General features: G+C 61.5%; 21 protein-coding genes. 9 read left to right on the top strand and 12 right to left on the bottom strand.

What is annotated here, in order from left to right:
- The first annotated feature begins 7 nt into the window (after positions 1-7).
- From nadA to HD842_RS06465, 3 genes are read left to right on the top strand one after another with little or no spacing between them, the layout of a single operon-like run.
- Positions 8-1,141: a quinolinate synthase NadA gene (gene nadA, locus HD842_RS06475; RefSeq protein WP_183552411.1), complete on the top strand. Its 1,134-nt coding sequence runs from the start codon at positions 8-10 to the stop codon at positions 1,139-1,141.
- A complete protein-coding gene (gene nadC / locus HD842_RS06470) occupies positions 1,138-2,001 on the top strand; it encodes a carboxylating nicotinate-nucleotide diphosphorylase (RefSeq protein WP_183552410.1) in 864 nt (287 codons plus the stop codon). Before nadA ends, nadC begins: the two co-directional genes overlap by 4 nt.
- Before the next feature lie 28 nt (positions 2,002-2,029).
- The gene (locus HD842_RS06465; protein ID WP_183552409.1) at positions 2,030-2,350 is read left to right on the top strand and encodes a hypothetical protein; all 321 of its coding nucleotides are present in this window, start codon (positions 2,030-2,032) and stop codon (positions 2,348-2,350) included.
- A 60-nt stretch (positions 2,351-2,410) separates the two neighbouring features.
- On the opposite strand, the gene HD842_RS06460 is transcribed toward HD842_RS06465, so the two are convergent.
- From HD842_RS06460 to nadB, 3 genes are read right to left on the bottom strand one after another with little or no spacing between them, the layout of a single operon-like run.
- The gene (locus HD842_RS06460; RefSeq protein ID WP_183552408.1) at positions 2,411-3,298 is read right to left on the bottom strand and encodes an NAD-dependent protein deacetylase; all 888 of its coding nucleotides are present in this window, start codon (positions 3,296-3,298) and stop codon (positions 2,411-2,413) included.
- Positions 3,299-3,325: 27 nt separating this feature from the next.
- A complete protein-coding gene (locus HD842_RS06455; RefSeq protein ID WP_183552407.1) occupies positions 3,326-4,225 on the bottom strand; it encodes a DMT family transporter in 900 nt (299 codons plus the stop codon).
- Between the two features lies 1 nt (position 4,226).
- A complete protein-coding gene (gene nadB, locus HD842_RS06450) occupies positions 4,227-5,837 on the bottom strand; it encodes an L-aspartate oxidase (RefSeq protein WP_183552406.1) in 1,611 nt (536 codons plus the stop codon).
- Positions 5,838-6,010: 173 nt separating this feature from the next.
- On the opposite strand from nadB, the gene HD842_RS06445 reads away from it, so the two are divergent.
- Both HD842_RS06445 and pnuC read left to right on the top strand, forming a co-directional pair.
- Complete coding sequence (locus HD842_RS06445) at positions 6,011-6,505, top strand: pyridoxamine 5'-phosphate oxidase family protein (protein ID WP_183552405.1); 495 nt, start codon at positions 6,011-6,013, stop codon at positions 6,503-6,505.
- 105 nt (positions 6,506-6,610) lie between these two features.
- Positions 6,611-7,225 (top strand): nicotinamide riboside transporter PnuC, encoded by a 615-nt coding sequence (gene pnuC / locus HD842_RS06440; protein ID WP_183552402.1) that lies wholly within the window; start codon positions 6,611-6,613, stop codon positions 7,223-7,225.
- 77 nt (positions 7,226-7,302) lie between these two features.
- Here pnuC and HD842_RS06435 read toward each other — a convergent pair whose 3' ends face one another.
- The gene (locus HD842_RS06435) at positions 7,303-7,701 is read right to left on the bottom strand and encodes a hypothetical protein (RefSeq protein ID WP_183552400.1); all 399 of its coding nucleotides are present in this window, start codon (positions 7,699-7,701) and stop codon (positions 7,303-7,305) included.
- Between the two features lie 197 nt (positions 7,702-7,898).
- On the opposite strand from HD842_RS06435, the gene HD842_RS06430 reads away from it, so the two are divergent.
- Positions 7,899-9,065: a tyrosine-type recombinase/integrase gene (locus tag HD842_RS06430; RefSeq protein WP_183553675.1), complete on the top strand. Its 1,167-nt coding sequence runs from the start codon at positions 7,899-7,901 to the stop codon at positions 9,063-9,065.
- A 209-nt stretch (positions 9,066-9,274) separates the two neighbouring features.
- On the opposite strand, the gene HD842_RS06425 is transcribed toward HD842_RS06430, so the two are convergent.
- The 3 genes from HD842_RS06425 to HD842_RS06415 all read right to left on the bottom strand — a co-directional run bounded on the left by HD842_RS06425 (position 9,275) and on the right by HD842_RS06415 (position 11,008).
- A complete protein-coding gene (locus tag HD842_RS06425; RefSeq protein WP_183552398.1) occupies positions 9,275-9,553 on the bottom strand; it encodes a hypothetical protein in 279 nt (92 codons plus the stop codon).
- A gap of 305 nt (positions 9,554-9,858) precedes the next feature.
- A complete protein-coding gene (locus HD842_RS06420; protein WP_183552396.1) occupies positions 9,859-10,473 on the bottom strand; it encodes a 2-hydroxychromene-2-carboxylate isomerase in 615 nt (204 codons plus the stop codon).
- Between the two features lie 67 nt (positions 10,474-10,540).
- A complete protein-coding gene (locus HD842_RS06415) occupies positions 10,541-11,008 on the bottom strand; it encodes a hypothetical protein (RefSeq protein WP_183552394.1) in 468 nt (155 codons plus the stop codon).
- Between the two features lie 216 nt (positions 11,009-11,224).
- Here HD842_RS06415 and HD842_RS06410 point away from each other — a divergent pair, with 216 nt between their 5' ends.
- Entirely contained in the window at positions 11,225-12,091 is an 867-nt protein-coding gene (locus tag HD842_RS06410; protein WP_183552392.1) for a hypothetical protein, read from the top strand.
- A gap of 152 nt (positions 12,092-12,243) precedes the next feature.
- Here the strand turns inward: HD842_RS06410 and HD842_RS06405 are convergent, their stop codons facing one another.
- The 3 genes from HD842_RS06405 to HD842_RS06395 all read right to left on the bottom strand — a co-directional run bounded on the left by HD842_RS06405 (position 12,244) and on the right by HD842_RS06395 (position 14,487).
- The gene (locus HD842_RS06405; protein WP_183552390.1) at positions 12,244-12,597 is read right to left on the bottom strand and encodes a chaperone modulator CbpM; all 354 of its coding nucleotides are present in this window, start codon (positions 12,595-12,597) and stop codon (positions 12,244-12,246) included.
- A 12-nt stretch (positions 12,598-12,609) separates the two neighbouring features.
- Positions 12,610-13,539 carry a DnaJ C-terminal domain-containing protein gene (locus HD842_RS24440; protein WP_183552388.1) on the bottom strand — a complete coding sequence of 310 codons (930 nt, stop codon included), beginning with the start codon at positions 13,537-13,539 and terminating at the stop codon, positions 12,610-12,612.
- Between the two features lie 696 nt (positions 13,540-14,235).
- The gene (locus HD842_RS06395; protein ID WP_183552386.1) at positions 14,236-14,487 is read right to left on the bottom strand and encodes a hypothetical protein; all 252 of its coding nucleotides are present in this window, start codon (positions 14,485-14,487) and stop codon (positions 14,236-14,238) included.
- 413 nt (positions 14,488-14,900) lie between these two features.
- On the opposite strand from HD842_RS06395, the gene HD842_RS06390 reads away from it, so the two are divergent.
- Complete coding sequence (locus tag HD842_RS06390; protein WP_183552385.1) at positions 14,901-15,911, top strand: tyrosine-type recombinase/integrase; 1,011 nt, start codon at positions 14,901-14,903, stop codon at positions 15,909-15,911.
- 10 nt (positions 15,912-15,921) lie between these two features.
- On the opposite strand, the gene HD842_RS06385 is transcribed toward HD842_RS06390, so the two are convergent.
- Positions 15,922-17,184: an SGNH/GDSL hydrolase family protein gene (locus HD842_RS06385; protein WP_183552383.1), complete on the bottom strand. Its 1,263-nt coding sequence runs from the start codon at positions 17,182-17,184 to the stop codon at positions 15,922-15,924.
- A gap of 98 nt (positions 17,185-17,282) precedes the next feature.
- Between HD842_RS06385 and HD842_RS06380 the strand changes: the two genes are divergently transcribed.
- Positions 17,283-18,227 (top strand): LysR family transcriptional regulator, encoded by a 945-nt coding sequence (locus tag HD842_RS06380; protein WP_183552381.1) that lies wholly within the window; start codon positions 17,283-17,285, stop codon positions 18,225-18,227.
- On the opposite strand, the gene HD842_RS06375 is transcribed toward HD842_RS06380, so the two are convergent.
- Positions 18,213-19,403 carry an FAD-dependent monooxygenase gene (locus tag HD842_RS06375; protein WP_183552379.1) on the bottom strand — a complete coding sequence of 397 codons (1,191 nt, stop codon included), beginning with the start codon at positions 19,401-19,403 and terminating at the stop codon, positions 18,213-18,215. The two genes, HD842_RS06380 and HD842_RS06375, sit on opposite strands and share 15 nt — an antisense overlap.
- Between the last annotated feature and the right edge of the window lie 4 nt (positions 19,404-19,407).

The following is a 19,407-nucleotide window of genomic DNA, read 5'->3' as shown; positions in this document are numbered from 1 at the left end:
GAAGAGTATGGACACCGTACCGATCAAGACATATGAATACGACCGGCCCCAGGCCGGTCTGGCCTGCACCGCCGAGGCCTGGGCACGCATCCCCAGCGCGCCCGAACTGGCCGAGCGCAACGCGCTCAAGGACAAGATCCGGCGCCTGCTGAAAGAAAAAGGCGCCGTCCTCGTCGCTCACTATTACGTGGACGCCGACCTGCAGGACCTGGCTGAAGAAACCGGCGGCTGCGTATCCGACTCACTGGAAATGGCGCGCTTCGGCCGTGACCACGCTGCGCAAACGCTCGTCGTGGCCGGCGTGCGCTTCATGGGTGAGACGGCCAAGATCCTCAGCCCCGAAAAAACGATCCTGATGCCCGATCTCGATGCGACTTGTTCGCTCGACCTCGGCTGCCCGGCCGACGAGTTCGCAGCATTCTGCGATCAGCATCCCGACCGCACTGTTGTCGTCTATGCCAACACGAGCGCCGCCGTGAAGGCGCGCGCTGACTGGATGGTCACGTCGTCCATTGGCCTGGACATCGTGGCCGAGTTGCACGCGCAGGGCAAGAAAATCCTGTGGGCGCCTGACCGCCACCTGGGCTCGTACATCCAGACCAAGACCGGCGCCGACATGCTGCTGTGGCAGGGCTCGTGCCTGGTGCACGACGAATTCAAGGGCATCGAACTCGACCTGCTCAAGGCCGAATACCCGCTGGCCAAGGTACTCGTGCATCCGGAGTCGCCGGCGAACGTCGTGGCGCAGGCCGACGTGGTCGGCTCGACCACGCAGCTGATCAATGCCGCGCAGACGCTGGACGCCACCCACTTCATCGTCGCCACTGACAATGGCATCCTGCACAAGATGAAGATGGCCGCTCCCGGCAAGACCTTCATCGAAGCGCCGACCGCCGGCAACAGCGCCACCTGCAAGAGCTGCGCGCATTGCCCGTGGATGGCGATGAACGGTCTGCGCAATCTGGCCGACGTGCTCGAATCAGGCGCCAATCAAGTGCACGTCGATCCTGCCGTCGGCCTGCAAGCCAAGCGCGCGATCGACCGCATGCTCGACTTTGCTGCGGCCAAGCGCGCCAAGGCGCTGCCAACCGGCGCGCTCGAACAGAATGCCCCCATGTTTTCCGGAGTCGGCCCCGCATGACCAGTCTGCACAATCCCCACGCCCAGTTTGACGACAAGCTGCAGGCGGCATTTGAACAAAATATCCTGGCCGCGCTACTGGAAGACATCGGCAGCGGCGACCTGACCGGCAAGCTGGTGCCAAACGACACCCGCGTTACGGCGCGCGTGATCGTGCGCGAAGCGGCCGTGCTGTGCGGCGCGCCGTGGTTCGAGGGCGTCATGCTCGCGGTCGACCAGGACACCGACATCGCGTGGCAGTTTGCCGAAGGCGACCTGATGCCGGCCAACAGCACTGTCTGCACGATCACGGCGAACCCGCGTGCGCTGCTCACGGCCGAGCGCGCGGCGCTGAACTTCCTGCAACTGCTGTCGGGCGTCGCGACTGCCACCCGACGCTACGTCGACGTCATCGCGGGCACGAACGCGGCGATCCTCGATACCCGCAAGACGTTGCCGGGCCTGCGCCAGGCGCAGAAGTACGCGGTGCGCGTCGGTGGCGGCAAGAACCAGCGCATGGCGCTGTATGACGGCATCCTGATCAAGGAAAACCACATTGCCGCTGCCGGGGGCGTCACGCCCGCGCTGACGGCGGCCGCCAACCTGAACGCCGGCGTGCCGGTGCAGATCGAAGTCGAAACGATCGCCCAGCTCGAAGAAGCACTGGCGGCCGGCGTCAAGTCGGTGCTACTCGATAATTTTGATCTGGCCATGATGCGCGAGGCGGTGCAGGTCAATAGCGGCCGCGCGCTGCTGGAAGCGTCGGGCGGCATCAATCTGGACACCGTGCGCGCGATTGCCGAAACGGGCGTGGACCGTATTTCCATCGGCAGCCTGACCAAGGATGTGCACGCCACCGATTATTCGCTGCGCATCGTCTGATCGCACCGCTCAACTCTCAGACCACATTATGTCGATCACCACCAAACTGAAACGTTCGCTTGTGTTCCGCCTGTTCTGGCTCGGCTTCGGCCTGCTGCTGGGCGTGCCCCAGTTGATGGACGGGATTCTCTACAATATGAAGGGCGAACTGTTCTTCGGCATCGGCATGCTGCTGGTCGGTATTCGTGGCTTCCTGCGCCCGGTCGTGTTGAGCCGGGCGATGGCGATGCAACGGGATGCTGCAGCGTCGGATGCATCGATCGGTTCGCCGGTTTTGCACGGCGTGCTGTCGATTGCGATGGCGGCGGCGTTGATCACCGGTTTGGTGATCAAGTTCAGCAATAATTAGTAGGGTGGACGGATTCTCCGTCCACGCGTTCAACGAGCCGTGGCGCACCACGAAATCACCTTAACTTGAACGCGTGGACGGCATAGCCGTCCACCCTACGGCAATATCGGCCACGATTGGCAAGACCCGCTCGGCGGATGCTTCAATCTTCAGCGTGAGCATGTCGTCAGCACGCGTGCGCCCCAGGTTCAGCGCTGCAATCGGTTTGCCGGCCGCTTCGGCCAGCCGACAGAATCGAAACCCCGAATACACCATCAGCGATGAGCCGACCACGAGCAGTGCGTCGGCCGCTTCCATCCGTGCCAGCGCGGCCGCCGTACGCGCGGCCGGCACATTGTCGCCAAAGAATACGACGTCGGGCATCAGCATGCCGCCACAGTGCACGCATGCCGGCGCCGTGAATTCCGTCACCGCATCCGGATCGATCTCGGCGTCGCCATCGGGCAGCGGCTGCGCGAGCACCTGGCGCAGGCCCGGATTGTCTGCCTCGAGCTGTACCTGCAGCGCAGCGCGGGTGAAGTTTGCCCCGCAGCCGAGGCACGTCACATGGTGGATATTGCCATGCAATTCCAGCACATCGCGACTACCCGCCTGGGTATGCAGGCCATCGACGTTTTGCGTCAGGATCGAGCCGATCCGGTTGTCCGCACCAAGCGCGGCCAACGCTCGGTGGCCAGCATTGGGCGCGGCGCCGGACATCATCCGCCAGCCCACCATGCTGCGCGCCCAATAGCGGCGCTGGATTGCCGGGTCGCGCCGGAATTCCGGCCCCTGGATCGGGACCCTGCCGCGCCGCACGCCATCCCGGTCGCGGTAATCGGGGATGCCGGATGCCGTCGACAGACCCGCGCCGGTGAGCACCAGCGCACGGGGATATTGTTCGAGAAACGTGGCCAGCTGCGTGGCCGCGTGGTGTTCGCCAAGTGAATTGCCAAGTTCGTCGTTCATGGGTGGAATCGTACCACCGCTCTGCAATCAGCGCGCCGACACGACAATTCCGCCGACGATCAGGCCGAACGCCGCCACGTGGTACAACTGCGGCAGTTCGCCCAGAAAGGCGGCCGATAGCAGCGCCGTAAACAGCGGTGTCAGATTGATGAAGAACGCGCTGATCCCGGGCCCGGCGCGCTGGACGCCCGCACCCCAGCAACGCATGGCGATGATCGCCGGCCCGATCGCCAGGTAGAGCAGGGCGCCGGCAAGGGGCCAGCTCCAGACGATCTGCGGCGTGCTCAGCACCCACTCGCCGCCGGCCAGCGCGGCCGACCACAGCACGCCATACGCTACCTGGGCCAGCAGGAAGGCGGCCCAGTCCGCACGCAGCGCCGGCACATCGTTCTTCTGCAGCAGCGACCAGCTGTAGAACGACCAGACGATGGTCGCCACAATCATGATCAGGTCGCCCGCCACGAGGCGCAGCGCGGCCAGCTCGGCCAGGCTGCCCCGGCACATGACGACCAGCACGCCGGCAATCGACAGCACGGCGCCGCCGATCTGGCGCCCCTTGACCGGCACGTTGTAGAACAGCCGGCCGACCAGCAGCATCCAGACCGGCACGCCGGACGCAACGAGCGTCACGTTCAGCGGCGACGAGGTCGTCAGCGCCAGGTATTGCATGGAGTTGTAGAGTCCAATGCCCAGGAGGCCAAGCAGGGCGTAGCGGCGCCAGTTGCGCAGTACGCCGCTGCCAGGGCGCAGGGCGGCGCGGCCCAGCACCAGCAGGATGAGGAGGGCGATCGACCAGCGCAACAGGTTGAGCGTCATCGGCGGCATGGCGTCGCGCACGAGACGGCCAATGATGGCATTGCCCGCCCACAGTACGGGTGGGATGCTCAGCAGCAGTACGGTGGTAAGTGAAAGCCGCTGCCGTTCCATGCTAACGCCGGCGCGGCGTGAGCACGCTCGGGAGTGCCTTGGGCAAGGTGTCGGGGAAGTCGCGCGAGTAATGCAGGCCGCGGCTTTCGTGGCGCGACATCGCGCTTTTCACGATCAGGTGCGCGACTTCGACCAGATTGCGCAGCTCGAGCAGATCGGGCGTGATGCGGAAGTTGCGGTAGTACTCGTCGATCTCTTCCTTGAGGAGCTTGATCCGGTGCAGCGCGCGTTCGAGTCGCTTGGTCGTGCGCACGATGCCGACGTAATTCCACATGAAGCGGCGCAGCTCGTCCCAGTTGTGGGCGATCACCACTTCTTCGTCGGCGTTCGTGACACGGCTGGCGTCCCAGTCCGGCAGCGCAGGGTTGGCAATCGCCGGACTCGCAGCGATCTGCTGCGCGCAGGCACGGCCGACGACGACGCATTCGAGCAGCGAATTGCTGGCCAGCCGGTTGGCACCGTGCAGGCCCGTGCAGGCGACTTCGCCCACCGCATACAGGCCGGGAATATCGGTTCGTCCGGCCAGATCGGTGACCACGCCGCCGCAGGTAAAGTGCACGGCCGGCACGACGGGGATCGGTTGCTGCGTGATGTCGATGCCCAGTTCGAGGCAGCGCGCATAGATGGTCGGAAAGTGCTCCATCAAAAATTCGGGGGGCTGGTGACTGATGTCGAGGTTGACGTAATCCAGGCCCCGTTTCTTCATCTCGAAGTCGATCGCGCGTGCCACCACATCGCGCGGCGCCAGCTCGCCGCGCGCGTCATGCGCCGGCATGAAGCGCTCGCCGGCCTGTGCGCCTGCTTCCGGCGGCAATTTGAGCAGGCCGCCTTCGCCGCGGATCGCTTCGGTGATCAGGAATGACTTTGCATACGGGTGGTACAGGCAGGTAGGGTGGAACTGGATGAATTCCATGTTCGACACCCGGCAGCCGGCGCGCCAGGCCATCGCGATGCCGTCGCCGGTGGCGGTGTCCGGATTCGTCGTGTACAGATACACCTTGCCGGCACCGCCCGTGGCCAGCACCGTTTGCTCCGCCTCGAAGGTGAGCACCTCGCCACTGTTCACATCCTGCACGTGCAGGCCGTAGCAGCGCGGCTGGCTACCATGGGCCACCTTGGGCCGCAGCTTGTCGGACGTGATGACGTCGATCGCGACATGGTGCTCGAACAACGAAATATTCGGATGAGCGCGTACCTTCTGTTCCAGCGTGACCTGCACGGCGTACCCGGTGGCGTCGGCTGCATGGATGATCCGTCGCTGGCCGTGGCCGCCTTCGCGCGTCAAGTGAAAGCCCATTTCGGCGCTAGCGTCACGCGTGAAGGGCACCCCCTGATCGATCAGCCACTCGATCGCTTCGCGCCCGTGTTCGACGATGTAGCGCGTAGCCGTTTCGTCGCACAGACCGGCGCCGGCAACCAGGGTATCGGCCACGTGTTGCTCGTGGCTGTCGCCCGAATCGAGCACTGCCGCGATACCACCCTGAGCCCAGGCGCTGGCGCCGTCGAGCAGGGTGCGCTTGGAGATGATGGCAACCTTGCGGGTCTGGGCCAGGTGCAGGGCTACCGACAGGCCGGCCAGGCCGCTGCCGACGATCGCGACGTCGAATTTCATGGGATGGTTGAAATGTTTACAGAGGCAATACTATAAGCGATTTGCTACCGGCTGCGGGACAGCGTGACCAGGCCAACCTCATCCGTAACGGGTCGCAAATGTACGCCCGCGCACCGAACGGCGGCGTCCGGCACGCTAGGATGGCTTATTACTCACCCAATCAAGGATTCACCATGACCGCAGACCGCACCCACGTAGCAGCCCTCGAAGACCGTATCGGTTCCCTGCGCTTTGCCATGTTCACGTTCCGTGACGAGCACGACCACCTGGCCAGCCAGCCAATGACCAAGCAGGACGTCGATGCCGAAGGCGGCATCTGGTTCTTCGTGCATTCGGGCACCGCCCTGTGGGACAGCATTGCGCACCAGCCTGAAGTCAACATCAGCTTCTCGGATATCGATGACAGCACGTATGTCTCGGTCAGCGGCACGGCCGAACGCATCGTCGACCGCGACAAGATTCGCAGCATGTGGAACCCGATGGTCCAGGCCTGGTTCCCGGCTGGCCCGGAAGACCAGCACGCCGTGCTCGTGCGCGTGGTCCCGCACGCAGCCGAGTACTGGGATTCGAACGACAGCAAGATGGTGCGCCTGTTTGCCGTCGCCAAGGCAGCCGTGACCGGCAAGCAGCCGGATCTGGATTCGGAGCACGGCACCATCAAGCTGTAAGCATTCTTCTGCACTAACTTGCGGCGGGGCATGAGAGTGGCGTAGAGTAGCCGCTCTTATTCAAAGGACATTCACTATGTTCCCAGCCTGGCCCCGCCGCATCCGATGACATCTCCCCTCGAACTGGCCGCGAACATCTTCACGGCTGTCGCCATCCTCCTGGCTGGCCGCAACAACGTCCACACCTGGTGGACCGGGATTGTTGGCTGCACCCTGTTTGGCTTGCTATTCATGGGGGCGCAGCTGTATGCCGACGTCGTGCTGCAAGCCTTCTTTGTCGTGACGGGTATGCTGGGGTGGTGGCGCTGGTTGCATGGCAAGGGCGGTGCACCGCTACCAATTACCCATGCGGGCTGGCGCACGATGGCATGGATGGCGCCGGTCGGTCTCATCGCCACTGGCGCGTATGGCGCTGGACTCCACTTCTACACCAATGCTTATGCACCATTCATCGATTCGGCGGTGCTGGTGTTTTCCGTCATCGCGCAATTGCTGATGATGGGGCGGCGCATCGAGAGCTGGCCGGTCTGGCTGTTGGTGAACACGATTGCCGTGCCACTGTACTTCAGCCGTGGCTTGTACCTGACGGCGTTCCTGTATATGTGCTTCTGGGTGAATGCGATCGTGTCGTGGATCTGGTGGCGCAAATTGGCGAAGCAGGAGCAGGTGGCGGCGCAGGCCTCAAGCGAGGCATATGCCGCTGCAGGCAGCCCGCCATGAAGCCTTGACGCTCGCCTGGCCTGCGTGGATAGCCGGCCAGGCGAACATCGACACGTTAGCGGCGTGCGCAACTTACATCAGCGCGTGAACGGCGGCAGATCACCTGCAGTTTGATTGCCACCCGTTTCCGGCGCGCCCATGCCCGTCACTTTCGGGCCGGCCTGGCCTGGCCGCGTATCCTGCGCGCCTGGATTGGTATGCGTTGCTGCCGTATCGAGCGGTACGGTGCTCGGCGCTTCCGGCTGCGGCGCGGCGCTGCCGTCAGTAATTGGCGGCTCATTACCTTCAGCACCGTCGGGTGCGTTTACGTACGGTCCTGATTGATTGCGGGTCAGCCCCGGGCCGCCATTGCCGCCGGTTTCCGTCTGCGACTCATGCGATGGCGTCGCGCCTTGCTGGCCGCTGGTCTGGCCGCCAATACCGACAGTGGCGCCATCCTGGGTTGCAGTCGTCGATGCGGGTGCGTTGCTGTTCATGGTAGTCCCCTTCGTGAAATGGATGAACCATTGTCCCGCAGGGCAGGGCGGCCATGTATCGGCGCGCAGGGCATGGCGCTGTAGGACGAGAGCGCCCTTCGTAGGTAATTAAGCGAAAATTTGCGGCAGTAGCCCTTACGAAGCCCGGCAGCACAGTGCTATACTGTATATCCATACAGTTATCTTATTGAGTGCTCATGCCTGTGTTCGTACCGATCAATCTCGACCCACTGCCACCAGCTGACCCTGATCGGGCGGCCGCCAGCCGGCTCGGTGCGGGCAGTTTCTCCAGTATGGACGACGAGCCGGTTACCTCCGCCACAAGCGACGCCGAACTGGCGCGCGAATACATCTCCCATGGCGAGCTCAGCCCTAAGTCGATTGCCAATCTGCAGAAGGAGCTGTATCGGTTCCTGACTTGGTGCCGCGAAGAAGCAGGCAAGACATTCCAGCAACTGAACGTCGGTGACCTCAATCTTTACAAGGAATTCATCCGGCAGCCGCCGCCCGCGTGGATCAGTACCACCAAATGGCCACGCAACGATCCGCGTTATCGGCCGTTCACCGGGCCCCTGTCCGACACCAGCCGCCGCCAGGCGATGATTGCGATCAAGGGCGTCTTGACGTTTGCCGAGCAAACCGGTTATCTGCGCCGCAATCCTGCGCGGCTCGTGCGTAATGTCCGCGCTGCACACGCGAGCCGCATTACCCGCTATCTGAGTCCGGCCGCGATTGCCTATGCGCTGGCCGCGGCCGAAGCACGGCCTGGCGACACCGAAGCGACAGCGCGTCAGCGCGCGCGTGATCGCTTCCTGTTGATTGCGTTTGCCCAGACCGGCGCGCGCCTGAACGAAATCGTCAGCGCGAACATGGGCGCCGTCTACAGCGAGGGCGACGGCCGCTGGTGGCTCGACGTGCTGGGCAAGGGCAACAAGCCGCGCCGGCTGCCGGCGCCGCCAGCCACCATCGGCGCCTACCGCGACTATCGGCGCGCGTTCGGTCTACTGGAGCAGACGAGCAGGGGCGATCGCATGCCTCTGGTGCTGTCGAGCCGTACGAAAGAGTACGTCGGGATCACCGACGAGGCCGCATCCGAAGCACTCAAAGCGATCTTCCAGCTTGCAGCAGATGACGCGGCCGCGAAAGGGGATGGCGATAGTGCATCGATGCTGAGGCTGGCATCACCGCACTGGTTGCGACACAGCATGCTGACGAACCATGCCAATAGTGGGGTGCAGCTCAAGACGTTGCAGGACACGGCGGGGCATGCGAATATCGCGACGACGGCAGCCTATCTGCACAAGACCGACCACGAGCGGCACGACGAGATTCTTCGTTCGAACGGTGACCGAGGCATCAACTAAAACGATCGAGAGGACGAGGTCTTCCATTTAGAAATGTAACTAACCAACATATAAAATACCGCCAACCGAAAATTCTAAAGCTAACTACTTCGGAACTGGCACTAAAACTCAAACAAGTCTACAAAAAAGAGGTTGGCTCTGATTCAACGATGGTCACCACAGATCGGCAGGGGAGGCGTTGCCACTTCCCCTGTGCGATGACCGATTGCTTATACCGGGATGGACGACGTGCCGCCTTCAGCGCTGCCGTAATTCTGTAACTCGTCGAGTGTCAGACGACGTTCGTTCAAGGCCGTGGTGATGGCCTCGAGCTGTTCATCATCGGGTTGGATATAGACGATGCGCTGTTCAAGCAGGTTATCCCAATACGGCGTGTAGGGAACGGCGGTCTCGGTCATGACTTCGGCAGCGAAAGTGCCATCGTGCATTTCGCCGACGAGCGTGATGCGGGTTGTTGCGGGGACAGTATTCTGGACGGTGATGTTCATGGTGTGCCTTTGAGTGATCAGTCAGTGTTATCGCATTGTCACGCAGTCATCGGTTACGTGCAAATCACCGGATGCGTGCCGTGCGCGGCTCTCGCGGATTGCTGCAATCTGAAATGGGCGGGATGTGTGGATGCAGCCGGGCACACGGCAGTTAGCGAGAGCCGGGGAGCATGTCGTCGTTGGATTTTCTTGCGTGTTCAGCGCCCGCTGCAAGTAGCCGGTTCCTGAGCGGCGTTGTATCTATCGGATCTACAACCCAACACAACTCGGAACATAGATTGTCTACTCGACAGCACGGCACACAATCATGCTGCTCCTGCCGCCGTTACCATCGTCTTAGCGTAAGCGATGGCATCCTCGAGACGGTCATTCCCCCAGAACATCTCGTCGCCTACGAAAAACATGGGCGCGCCGAAGATACCGCGGGCCTGGGCATCGGCTGTGCGCGCACGCAGCGCGGCCTTGCACGCATCCGTTTTGGTTGCCGCGATGATCTCTGCACTGTCAGCACCAAGTCCGGCGAGAATCCCGGCCAGCACCGCCTCGTCGCCAACTTCGCAGTCGTCCGCGAAATTGACCAGCATGACCTGTTCACAGAAATCTTCAAGCCAGGACGTGCCTTCGCCCTGTAGTGCGATGCGCGCGGCAAGCAGCGCATTACGGGGAAATAGGGAAGGGCGTTGCCAGCGCAAGCCGTATTTGACGCACTGACGGCGCATGTCACGCCATACGTAATCGCCTTTCAGCGTCTGCAGCACGAATGGCGACGTCTCCCACCCGAGCGACTTGAAGATCGGGCCGAGCATGAACGGCTTCAGCTCGACACGCAAGTTGGCAGCGGCCGCTGCGCGGCGTATTCGCATCATGCTCAGGTAGCTGTAGTTGCTGCCGAAATCGAACCAGAATTCGATGATGTTCATTGAGCGTGGATCCAGTCAGTCGACGATGAGGAGGCAACAGATCTTGATACCCTTACGGGCAGGGGTTTCAGGTGATCGTTCCGAGCGGCGTGCGCGCCAGCGGCTGCGCTTGGCGCACGGGTGTCAGGCAGGCGACCAGGAAGCCGGCGCCGGCCAGGCCCCAGATGACGGCGCTGATGAGTTCAAAAGTAGTGCGCAGCTGCGGGTGATTGATCGCCAGCGGCACAATCACTGCAGCGCGCAACAGGCAGACGCCGGCCATGCCGGCCAGCATGAGGCGGGGTAGCGGTAGGCGCGGCAAGCGTCCCAGTGCGGAGAAGGCGTAGGCCGCGCACACCGTCATGAGTAGTCCGATAATGCTGGTGCTCACTGGTGCCAGCCAGGTTCCGGCGCGCGATGATGCCACGACCTGCTGCGGTGCATTGAAGAATATAAACCAGCCAGTTCCGCCAGCAATGGCAGCGAAGTGGATGAGGGCGCCGATAGCGCTTGTGATACCAGCAAAATAGACAAGTGGGATGGCCAGGTTTTTCATCTGAGACTTTCAGCGAGGTGAGAGAAGATGATGGTGGTGGCAAGGTGCAGCCAAGACATGTCAGACATCAAGAGGCGTAGGAGTAACTCAGCCCGAAATAATCTCAATCGACATTAGGGAATATATTGTCGAGTTAGGTTTCGAAGCAGGTGTATCTCCTTGTCCCCTGTGCTTGATAAGGGTAGAGTCCCAGCATCATCAAATATACGTCGCTTAATGAAAATTGAACATGTTTCTGCTGGTGCCAACCCCAATTCGCAACACAACGATGACCACATCGCAGTGTTCACATGCGCCGACGTGAGCGACATTATCGTCATTGACGGTGGCTCATCCGTGGCGGAACGGGACTACATCGACGAAGTACGCGGCGATGTCGCATGGTTCGTCCATGCATTTACCGATTCACTTCAAAAAATACTGATACCAGGGCGCGATCAGCCTGATTGCGTCCGGATGGCGAGCGCCGATGTCCGAGCGCAGTTTATGCACCTGACAGACGGTCGCGACGTTCCAGTGCACGCGTGGCCAATTGCGGCAATGACCTGGTTGAGAATATCGCATCACGACGAGGCTGCACACGCGACGCTGTACTGCCTTGGCGACTGCAAGACGCTGCTGTACACGACCAGCGGGCCTTGTATCGATCTCGATCCATTCGTGAATCCACAGGAAGCTGTTCTGCAGGATGTGATTGCGAAATTGACAGCCGACGGTATCGCGGATCCGGCAAGTCGACGCGAACAGATGCTGCCGATGCTACGAGCCCGCCGCGAATCACAAAACCTGGCGCCAGCGCCTGGTGTCCTGTGTCTTGATCCGAATGGGCCGTTCCACGCGCGTCTACACAGTGTCGAACTGACGCACGACGCCAGTGTTCTGGTGATGACCGATGGCTTCTATCGGCTGGTCGATCTCTACGGCTTGTACACTAACGCGACGCTGGTGGAGGCGTGCATCACCCACGGGCTCAAGGCGCAACTCGACAAGTTGCGGAACTACGAAGCCACGAGTGCACGAACTGCAGAACGCGCGGTGAAAGCGTCAGACGATGCATCTGCAGCGATCTGGACCACATCGTAGATTGCGCTGAGAGGGAGGCATGCCCGACGTTCTGCCTGCAATCAGCCATCGACACACATAGCGCATTTAACATAATATAGATTATGCGCTGTTGAGATTTTTGCTTGGATGCCTGCGGGCTGATCCAGCTATGCGCCATGCCAGCCATGCAGTCAGTCTTTCCCAATCAAGTCTCCGGCCACCGGTAAAACAAACCCATGACCCGATTGCGCCATGTGCAGCGCCTGTTCCAGAGACTCGATACGGCGCAGCAGCGTCAATGCCAGCGCAATTCCGTTTCGGTCCAGCTCAAAGTCATCCCGCAGCCTGCGCGCCTGCCTGACGGTAAGGACGTGCACCGAATGGAAGCCGGCGCCCGGGTTCGACGCATCAGCTGGCGCGATCACGCCATCCTCGACCAGATTGCTGATGTCATCCAACGATAGTCCGGATACTTCAACCAGATGATCAATCGAGCACACTGCCGTATCGTTAAGCCAGACCGCATGGGTCACTTGCATGGACATGAGTAAATCTCCTTAGCCGAAGTTGGCACGGGCCTGAAATTTGGACGCCTCTGCCAGTTGCTGGTACAGCGCGCGCTCGGCATCGCTGATCTGCGATGGGACCTTGATGACGATGACCGCGTAAAGCGCACCGGCAACACCATCGGGCCCGCGCAAGCCACGCTTGGCCAGGCGCAGTTGCTGGCCCGCTGTGGATCCTGCCTTCACAGTCAGTTCGACGTGACCGTCCAATGTAGGAATCCGAACGACTGCGCCAAGCACGGCTTCCCAGGGAGCAAGCGGCAGATCCATGTACAGATCGCGCCCGCTGAGGCGATATAACGGGTGCGGCGACAATGCCAGCGCGACGTACAGGTCGCCGGGCTGACCACCTTGGTGGCCGGGACCACCCTTGCCTGCCAGGCGCAGCCGCTGACCGTTGGCCGCGCCGGCTGGGATCGTGATGCGAAACGTCCGGCTGACCAGGTGCGGCACGCCCCGTGCATCGGACTCGGGCAGATTCGCACGTACTTCGATCTCTCCGCCGCTGTGAATCTGCTCGAGTGTGACGGGCGCGGAAATATCCACGTCCTGGCCCCGGACAGGCATTGGCCGGCGTGCTTGACCTCCCCTCCCACCACGTCCGAACGCGGCGAACAGATCGGCAAGGTCGACGTCGTCGAAGCCGGCCCCAGCCGTGCTGAAGTTGTTCTGCCATCCGGGCGGCGGCGCAACGTCGGCGCCTTCCGGCGCCTTGCCAAGCGCATCGTAAGCAAGGCGCTTTTCAGGATCTTTCAAGACCGCATACGCCTCGCCAATTGCCTGGAATTTCTCTTTGGCCGATGCATCCTTCGAGACATCAGGGTGGAATTTGCGTGCCAGCTTGCGATACGCCTGCTTGATCTCGTCAGCACTGGCGGTACGCGGAACGCCCATGGTCTGGTAGTAGTCTTTATATTTCACAAGAATCCCGGAAATTACGGTTAGTTGAGATAGCGAGAAAACATAGGTGGAGTCATTTGCATCGCGTTATCTTCGGCAACTTCGATCATCGAAGATCAATTTTCATGTTGAACTGTCTTTGAGCAATGACATCCGGTTGGAGGTTTGGTGGAGTCCACTCTTCGCAAGCTTGTGTCGACTGCCATGCCCTGGTTTCTGTTCGCGGTTTTGTTTTTTATTTTTGTTTTTAGACTAGGTTGGTTAGTTACTTTTATATTTGATCGTTAGTAATCTGTAAGTTCGTTGAAGATCTTCGGTACTCAAATAGGTAGCGGAGTAAGTGAGTAAGCGCAATTGAGGCTAGGGTTGGTCAAGAACTGCAATATCGGTCGCATTCCAGCCAAGTCCTTCTCCAAGCGCCGTCCTTGAACCCAATCATGCTGGTTGTTCTCAGTGGCAGCCCGGCATCAGCATGGCCAACGCGTTCTTCAATTCGCGTTTCCTGCGGGCGCGCCATGTGCTCCGGCTGCGAATCTACGAAAGACAACTTCCCAGGCTCTCATCGCCCGGTGTCTTGCTCAAGAAAGACCTGCTCTGCAGGTGTTTTTGTAATTCCTGGAGTTTCGTTTACGCCCAGCCTTTCGGGCTCCTACCTTTCCCGGAACAGCGCAGGCAAGCGATCGCGTTCAAAAACAGACAACCATTCGTACAGAGCGATCAAATCTTAGAGCACTCTTGCAACGTACCCAAGGTGACAACCTCGTATTCCATCAACAAAAACTGGATCACAAACAAGGCAATCATCACGCTCAATTCGAAATGAATTCCGACGTTATAGCCGCCCGGCAGCACTGATCCGAGGATCGCGCGAAGACACATATATGCGATAAGCAGGTAATTTGTCGGCTTGCGCTTGATACGCAGCGTCGTCCTGCATGTCGGACATGTCGTCGTGCCGTCGAGCGTCATGAATAATGTCGAAGAGTTGGAGAGAGAGAAATCCTGACATTGAGGACATTGGTACATGCTTCCCCCTGATTAGATAGAACGCGTGTTCCTATTTGATAGTAACTGAATAACCCGCCCATACGCTCACACAAAGTCACGCACAGTCAAATACTTGATTAGTCATCCCCTCCCCCGTCGCGGCATGCCCAGCTGGAACTGACTAGCCATGCCCATCAGTCGAACTGATTCGATTTGCCAATGATGTGGGCCGTTAACCGACGAGGCACAATCAGACCTTCCTTCTGGTGGCTTATGTCGGAGTTGTTGTCCTGGAGAGAGTCGAGGCCTTCGATAAATTCGTGTTTGTAGGTCTCTCTGTTGGTTAGTTACGTTTTTATGGTAGTCTGGTGCATCCCAACCTGATTCCAACCTCCATGTCCACACCAACTTCATGGGACCGTGATCCCATCAAAGCGTTCCGGGAATTCGTTGCCACCACAGCTTTCGCCGAGACCGGCCGCCGCCTGCCGGCCGATGGCACGTTGCGCATTCCGTCTGCGGCATCGGCAAAGATCTACAACTTCATGTTTGCCAACGTGGCGGGCTGGATGATTGAACAAGGCCTCACCTTCTCCACGGTCACCCACGCCGACCTGGCCCGTTTCATCGGCCGCACCACCAAGGGAAAGCTCATCCTCAACAGCAAGATCGCCTACCGCTATCTGCGTCTCCTCGAGCGCTGCTATGAGCACCTCGACGTCAACCCCAACCCGGCGCAGCTCGCCATTCTCCATATCGATCGTGCCCACATGACGCGGGATGACGCCGGCCGCACATTGTCTGACGAACAGTTGGTACGGTTCTTCGCAGCCTTGCCAGCCGAGGCACCACAGCGCCGTACCAGCACCCCGTTCGAGGGCTGGAAGCGCCGGCGCGATCGCGCCATGCAGGTCGTCATGGCCCTGGCCGGTTTGCGCGTATCGGAAGCGATCGGCTTGCTGATGTCCGAGATCGGCCGCCAGCAGGCGCTCGACGGCTCGATCGTGCTGACCATCACGCCCGACGAAAAGCATGACACCAGCCACGAACACACGATCACCCTCCCCCGCGACGGCGCCGATGAGCTGCTGCCGTGGCTCGCCGAGCGCGAGACGCTGGCCATCCCGGGCCAGTTCGTCTTTCCGGCCAATGCAGCCGGCGCCAGGATGACGAGGAAAACGGTCTACGTGCAAATGCGCGCCACGTTCGAGCGCGCCGGGATGGATCTGGCACGCTCCGGCGGCCGCACGCTGCGCAACACGTTCGCCAAGCAGCAACTGGACAACGGCGCGAGTCCTGATGACCTCAAGGACGTACTCGGCCTGGCGCTCGAGCGCTCTGCGGCCGATTACAAGCTCACGCGCGTGAAGCCAGACCCGGGCGCAAACACCGACGACAAGGGATGATCAGACCGGCTCATTGACTCGGCGCCGGAGCAGCGTCGCGATGAGCGCCCGCAACGCGCGCTACGATGGCGTCGATATCGATGGCATCGGCCATCTTCCGATACCCGGCATCGCCCGGGTGCAGATGGTCACCCGAATCAAATTCAGCGCGCATGCGCTGCGGTCGTGCCGGATCACGGAGCACAGCGTCGAAGTCGACCACGGCATCGAAGATGCCAGCGCCCCGGATCCAGTCATTCAACCGCAGGCGCAATGCCTCTTTCTGCGGGTTGTAATGCCCGGCAAACTGCGTTCCCTCCAGCGCTCCCTCGAATGGCGGCAGCGTTCCCACCGTAATGCGGATTCCGTTGATATGCGCAATGGCCGCAAGCCGGCGAAAACCCGCTGTCAACTCGTCCAGCGTCACCATCGGTTCAGCCGGCGCGAATGGACTGCCAGGCCAGCCGATATCATTGATCCCCAATAGGACAATCACGTCCGACACCCCGGGTTGACCCAGCACATCCTGCCCGAATCGCGCCAGCGCGCGCTCGCCCATGCCATCTTTCAGCAGCCGCGCACCCGAAATACCGGCATTGGCCACGGCGATGCCGTGCGGCGCCAGGCGACGCGCTAGGAAATCGGGCCAGCGCCGATCCGCATCCGGCGTCGATCCGTTGCCATCCGTGATGGAGTCGCCCAGCGCCACCACCGTGCGGCCACTCGGTAATGCGTCAACCAGCACGGCGCTGAGAAACAAGCGCCCTTCCACCCTTGCCGCGTTCGAGAAATCCGCCGTCCGGCTCGCATTGCCGGCAGCGATGCTGATACGTTGCGACGCACCCCAGTGAAACCCGGTGATTGCGGTCCGCCGTGGCAGATAGGTCGTAACCTTCAGCTGCGACAACGGCGCGACCGATAGCGCAACGGTGTCGCTCGTGACCGTCGCGCCAGCCGCGATCGTCACCTGGCGCGCGCCTTCGAATGTCACCACGCGCGTCACTTCGCGCATCATCACGCTGGCCGCGCCGATTGCAAGAGGCGCTTTGCCGTAGCGATTCGAGAACACCAGTTTGATGCGCTCGCCGCCGGCACTGATGCGAACGTATTCGCGCACCGTCTGATGATCCAGAACGGCAGGCACGTTCATCGGCAAAACGAATTGACTATCCCATGCAGGCTGAGGCGCTGCGTACCAGGACGTCACCCAATGCGTACGTGCGTCCTGCGCCAGTGCGTTGCCTGGAAGGGTCATGGCGGCCCAGATCGCGGCGTTGTGTAAGTAGTAGCGCATGGGAATCCTCAGTAATAAAGAACCCACGATAGGTCATTCGATATCTTGCTGGAAGGTGATAAAGTCGAACATCACTCATTCCATTCAGGAATATATCGATGGATACTCTGCGCGCCATGCGCACCTTCGTCCGAACGCTGGAGCTGGGCAGCCTGTCGGCGGCCGCGCGTGAACTGGGGACCACGCAGCCAACAGTCAGCAAGCTGCTGGCCCAACTCGAGCAGCACCTGTCAGTGCGGCTGTTTCAACGCAGCACCCGAGGCTTGTCGCCAACTGACCAGGGGCGGCAGTTCTACCTCGATGCCAAACTGGTGCTCGATGGCTTCGACGCTGCCGTCGGCACCGTCCAGGGAATGACAGGCCAGGTCTCGGGGCTTCTGCGGATCAATGCGCCCGTCGGCCTGGGGCAGTTGCGGATCAATGCGATCGTCGGTCGCTTCCTGGCGGCGCATCCGGCGGTGGAGATCGAACTGGTACTGGACGACCGCTACATCGATATGGTCGCCGAAGGGGTCGATATCGCTTTCCGGCTCGGTGGACCACTGCCGCCGGATGTCACCGGCCGCCACCTGGCCACGGTCCCGCGCTTTCTTGCGGCCTCGCCCGCGTATCTGCAACAACGGGGCGAGCCAGAACAACCAGCCGACCTGACCGGCCACGACTTCGTGCGCTTCGCATGGACACCCGGTACCACGATCGATCTGCATCGCGGCGATCAGGCGCTCCAGGTCCCGGTAAGCAGTCGCTACCGCGTCAATAATGCGCTGGCGATCCGGGAAGCGCTCGTGCTGGACAGCGGGATTGCCATTTGCCCCGACTGGCTGATCCACGATCTGTTGTCGAGCGGCGCACTGGTTCAGGTATTGCCAGGCTGGATGGCCCGCAGTCAGGACTTGTACGTGCTGGCGCCATCGCGCCACTATCAGCCGCTGCGCGTGAAAGCCTTCATCGATTTCGCGGTCGACCAATTCAGCCAGATCGGCGGCTTTCACGTGGCAGCGCCAGCGCAAGGCGTTCAAACGCCACCGTCAACCACGGTATGACGGCAGCGCGAGCTCGTGGGAAGCGCGCGCGAACCCGTTGTTGATCAGCTTTTTGACCAGCGGCGAACCGGCCACGCGCATCGCGCGCCGCAGGAACGCCAGGCCGAAACGCGTGTGCGGCCACAGGATGCGGGGCACGATGCCCGGCAGGCGCTGACCTTTCTTCACATACTGCCGCATGATGCGTTCGTAGGCGGCAAAGGCGGCTGCAGGCGCAGCACCGCTCACCAGTTCGCCCGCAATCACGTAACCACCGATCATGGCCAGCGAGGTGCCGATACCCGTCAGCGGCGTCGGGCACCAGGCGGCATCGCCGACCAGCGCCACGCGGTTGGCGCACCAGCGCGGCATGTGTACTTGTCGCAGCACGTCAAAGTAAAAGTCGTCGGTCGTTTTCATCGCCTCGAGAATGCGTGGAAACTCCCAGCCATCGTGCGCAAACTGCTGCTCGATGAACTTGCGCTGCCGCGCGGCGTCCCAGTGGTGCTCGCCCTCGGGCGTCTTGTGCACGCCCACGTAGGCGCCGAGCTTGCCGTCGCGGGCCGGCTTCAGCGTTGCGCCACGGCCGCCGACGGTGTTGTATTGCCGCGCATAGGGCCCGTCCTGCGGCGTCGCGGGGATACTAAAGTACGCGATCGTCAGGTTCATCCAGCGCGGCTTGTTCTCGCCCGGGAACACGAGCTCGCGGGTGCGCGAACCGACGCCTTCGGCAACGATCACGGCGGCGTAGCGGCCCGTGCGGCCACTGTCAAAGGTGACGTTGACGCCGTCGTCGTCCTGCACGACCTGTGCGATGTGGTCACCGAAGCGCACGTTGACGCGTTCGCAGACGGCGTCATGGATGATGCGGGCCAGATCGCCGCGACGGATTTCCAGTTCGGCCGTGGGGCCGTTGTCCGTGGTGGAATCGGCTGCCTCGAAGCGCGCGATCACGCGGTTGTCTTCGTCCACCCAGTCCGTGCCCCGTTCTTGTGTGCTGCACCCGAAGGCTGCCGCTTCGAGTCCCATCTTGCGCAGAACGACGCGCGCATTGCCCCGCACATCGACGTTCTGGCCACCATCCCGGAATGCGGGCGCCCGTTCGACCAGTTCTACCTCGACGCCATAATGCGCCAGCCACCATGCGGCCGTGTTGCCGGCGACGCTCGCGCCGGTGATCAAGATGCGTTGTGACATGCGA

This window comes from Massilia aurea, from assembly GCF_014200505.1.
Taxonomy (GTDB): domain Bacteria; phylum Pseudomonadota; class Gammaproteobacteria; order Burkholderiales; family Burkholderiaceae_D; genus Telluria; species Telluria aurea_B.
Note: the sequence above shows the minus strand (reverse complement) of the source record. Positions and strands in the feature narration are given on the sequence as shown.